The sequence below is a fragment of the Luteococcus sp. genome, assembly GCF_043424415.1.
In the GTDB taxonomy this organism is placed as follows: domain Bacteria; phylum Actinomycetota; class Actinomycetes; order Propionibacteriales; family Propionibacteriaceae; genus Luteococcus.
On sequence record NZ_JBHWOO010000257.1, the window covers coordinates 1 to 3574 of the forward strand.

The following is a 3574-nucleotide window of genomic DNA, read 5'->3' on the forward strand; positions in this document are numbered from 1 at the left end:
TATGTTTGGAGGCCAGCCGCGGCACGCCTCGCAAGGGGAAAACACAGAAGACCCCCACCGAGACTCGGTGGGGGTCTTGCTGGTAGCCCCGACGGGATTCGAACCCGCGCTACCGCCTTGAGAGGGCGGCGTGCTAGGCCGCTACACAACGGGGCCCTAGCGAGTGCTCCGTTTCCGAAGCGAGTGAAAGCCTAGTGGAATGTGCTTTTCAGGGCAATTCCTGACTTTCGCAGGGGTACCAGGACTCGAACCTGGACTAACGGAACCAGAAACCGTCGGGCTGCCAATTACCCCATACCCCTTCGTTGCAACCTTGGCGTTTTCAGCGGCGCAACGAGGTAGAACACTACCCGAGTCGCGGCTGCATGCCAAATCGGTCGGCCAGGGGGTTACGGGAGGCCAGGTTCATCCGCCCCGCGATCCACGCAGCACACAGGGCGAAGAGCGCAAAACCGGTCAGGTCGCTGACGGCCTGGGCCCAACCGATCGACTGCAGCGCCCTGGCCTCGGCAATGCCGCCACCCAGCGCCGCCCACCCGAAGGCGAACAGGTTGTTGGCCACGTGGCAGGCGATGCCGGCCTCCAGGCCCCCGGTGCGCAGCACCAGCAACCCCGCCAGCAGGCCGAAGCCGAAGCGGTCGACGAACAGTGCCGGATTCTGCACACCGTGGAAGAGCGCGAAGACCAGCGAGGAGCCCACCACGGCAGCAATCCTCGCGATCTGCTGGCCTCCGCCCAGCTGGCTCGCCAAGGAACCGGTGGCCTGCAACAGGTAGCCGCGGAAGAAGAACTCCTCCCCCGCCGCCTGCAAGGGGGCCGTCAGAAGCACCGCCAACAGCCACCACGCGACGTGCGCCTGGGGCTGCAGGTGGAAGCCGGAACCTGCCGAGCCCACCAGCAGCACGCCATTGAGCACCACGGCGGCCACCGGTAGGCAGAGCAGCAGGTAGCGCCAGCGCATCCCCGGCTGGACACTCATGCCCCACTCGACACGACGGCCGTGGACCAGGCGCACCAGGCCCAGCGAGATGAGCGTCAACAGCGCCAGGCCGAGGTGCGCCCCCACCAGGCCGGGAATGTGCTCGAAGGCCAGCGCCTCCCGCAGGTAGACCCCGAAGGGCCCCGGGCGTCCACCCATCAGCCACCCCATCCAGACCACCAGCTGGGCCACCATCGGCACCGCCACGGCGTACAGCGAGAAGGCCATCAGGGCGCCGAAGACCGGCCTGAGCGGGCTCTGGTCGGGGCCGGTGAGGGCATGGGCGAAGTCGACTCCCGCGGGCGGCTCCTGCACACCGGCCGCGAGCGGGCCGGAGGTGGCCCGCACCGGCTCGGCGCCACGACTGGACCGGCTCACTCCCTTCTGGCTCACTCCTCGTCCACGACGGGATTGGACAGCTCGCCGATCTGGTCGATGGTGATGCTGACCCGCTGGCCCGGCTCCATCGCGCCGACCCCCGCCGGGGTGCCGGTGAGGATCACGTCGCCGGGCAGCAGCGTGGTGAACTCGCTGATCGCACTGACCAGCTCGGCCACCGGGCGCACCATCAGCTTCGTCGAGTCGTCCTGGCGCACCTCACGGTCCTCGGGAGTGCGCTGGCTGGCCACCTCGGTGGTGATCTGCAGCGCGCCGGCCTCCTCCAGGGACAGGTGCGTCACGATCCACGGACCCAGCGGGCAGAAGGTGTCCGAACCCTTGGCACGCGTCCACTGGCCGTCCGACTCCTGCCAGTCGCGGGCACTGACGTCATTGGCGACGGTGTAGCCGAAGACCACCTCCTGCACACGGTCCGCCGGGACCTGCTTGCAGATGCGACCGATCACGACGGCGATCTCGCCCTCGTGGTGCAGGTTGGTGACGCCCCTGGGGCGCACGATCGGGTCGTCGGGGCCGATCACCGAGGTGTTGGGCTTGATGAACAGCAGCGGGTTCTCGGGCACCTCATTGCCCATCTCGGCGGCATGGGCCGCGTAATTGCGACCCACGCCGATCACCTTGCTGCGAGGGATGACGGGCGCCAGCAGGCGCACCTCGTCGAGCGAATGGCGCTCGCCGGTGTAGTTGACCGGCCCCGCGAGGGGGTCTCCGGTGATGGCTGCGATGGTCTCGGGGTGCTCCCCGCCGTCGGTGGCGAGTTCGACGAGGCCGAACTGGGGCTCTGCTCCGGCAAGGGCATATCTGGCGATGCGCATGCCTGAGAGGATATCCGTTGCGCCTGCGATACTGCAGTCATGGCAGCAGACTTCAACGCACAGGCCTTCAGCGCCGTCGAACTCATCCGCACCAAGCGCGACGGGCACCGGCTGCCCGACGAGCAGGTGCGCTGGCTCATCGAGGCCTACACCGAGGGCATCGTCGCCGACGAGCAGATGAGCGCCATGGCGATGGCCATCCTCTTCCAGGGCCTCGACGACGCCGAGCTCGCCACCTGGACCCAGGCGATGATCGACACCGGTGTGCGGCTCGACTTCCAGGCCCTGAGCCGCGCGACCAGCGACAAGCACTCCACCGGCGGGGTGGGCGACAAGATCACCCTGCCGCTGGCGCCGCTGGTTGCCGCCTGCGGCGTGGCCGTCCCCCAGCTCTCGGGCCGCGGCCTCGGCCACACCGGCGGCACCCTCGACAAGATGGAGGCCATCCCCGGATGGCAGGCGACTCTCAGCAATGACCAGATGATGCGCCAGCTGGAGGAGGTCGGGGCGGTCATCTGCGCCGCCGGTGACGGCCTGGCGCGCGCCGACAAGAAGCTCTACGCCCTGCGTGACGTCACCGGCACCGTCGAGGCCATCCCGCTGATCGCCAGCTCCATCATGAGCAAGAAGATCGCCGAGGGCACCGGCGCGCTGGTGCTCGACGTCAAGGTGGGCTCCGGCGCCTTCATGAAGACCCTCGACGATGCTCGTGAGCTGGCACGCCGCATGGTGGCGCTCGGCAAGGCGGCCGATGTGACCACCGTCGCCCTGCTCACCGACATGTCGACTCCGCTTGGCCTGACCGCTGGCAATGCCCTGGAGGTGCGCGAGTCGGTCGAGGTGCTGGCCGGGGGCGGCCCGGCCGACGTCGTCGAGCTGACCCTGGCCCTCGCCCGGGAGATGCTGCAGGCCGCCGGCAGCGACGCCGACCCCGAGAAGGCCCTGGCGGACGGCTCGGCGATGGACGCCTGGAAGCAGATGGTGCGCGCCCAGGGCGGCGACCCGGAGGCGGAGCTGCCGTGGGCGAAGGAGACCGAGGACGTGGTGGCCGAGCGAGACGGCGTGCTGACCCAGCTGGACGCGATGGCCGTCGGCGTCGCCGCCTGGCGTCTGGGAGCCGGACGTGCCCGCAAGGAGGACCCGGTGCAGGCCGGTGCCGGCGTGGTGATGCACGCCAAGCCCGGCGACCGCGTCACCAAGGGCCAGCCGCTGCTGACGCTGCACACCGACACCCCCGAGGCCTTTGCGAGGGCCCGCGAGGCACTGGCCGGCGGCATCGAGATCGGCGACGAGACCCTCGAGCGCCAGCCCTTGGTGATCGACCGGATCAGCTGACCGATCCGGCCAGCAGGATGATGCCGCAGGCACCGGCCGGGACATA

General features: G+C 69.4%; 3 protein-coding genes and 2 tRNA genes. 1 reads left to right on the forward strand and 4 read right to left on the reverse strand.

What is annotated here, in order from left to right:
* Positions 1-80 precede the first annotated feature (80 nt).
* The 4 genes from ACHFFZ_RS14760 to ACHFFZ_RS14775 all read right to left on the reverse strand — a co-directional run bounded on the left by ACHFFZ_RS14760 (position 81) and on the right by ACHFFZ_RS14775 (position 2193).
* Positions 81-156 (reverse strand) — tRNA-Glu (locus ACHFFZ_RS14760).
* Between the two features lie 74 nt (positions 157-230).
* A tRNA-Gln gene (locus ACHFFZ_RS14765) sits at positions 231-302 on the reverse strand.
* A gap of 44 nt (positions 303-346) precedes the next feature.
* Positions 347-1372: a CPBP family intramembrane glutamic endopeptidase gene (locus tag ACHFFZ_RS14770; protein ID WP_394277359.1), complete on the reverse strand. Its 1026-nt coding sequence runs from the start codon at positions 1370-1372 to the stop codon at positions 347-349.
* Positions 1369-2193, reverse strand: a complete 825-nt coding sequence (locus ACHFFZ_RS14775; RefSeq protein ID WP_394277360.1) for a fumarylacetoacetate hydrolase family protein — start codon at positions 2191-2193, stop codon at positions 1369-1371. The genes ACHFFZ_RS14770 and ACHFFZ_RS14775 overlap by 4 nt, the downstream gene beginning before the upstream one ends.
* Before the next feature lie 39 nt (positions 2194-2232).
* On the opposite strand from ACHFFZ_RS14775, the gene ACHFFZ_RS14780 reads away from it, so the two are divergent.
* Positions 2233-3528, forward strand: a complete 1296-nt coding sequence (locus ACHFFZ_RS14780; protein WP_394277361.1) for a thymidine phosphorylase — start codon at positions 2233-2235, stop codon at positions 3526-3528.
* Positions 3529-3574: the final 46 nt, after the last annotated feature.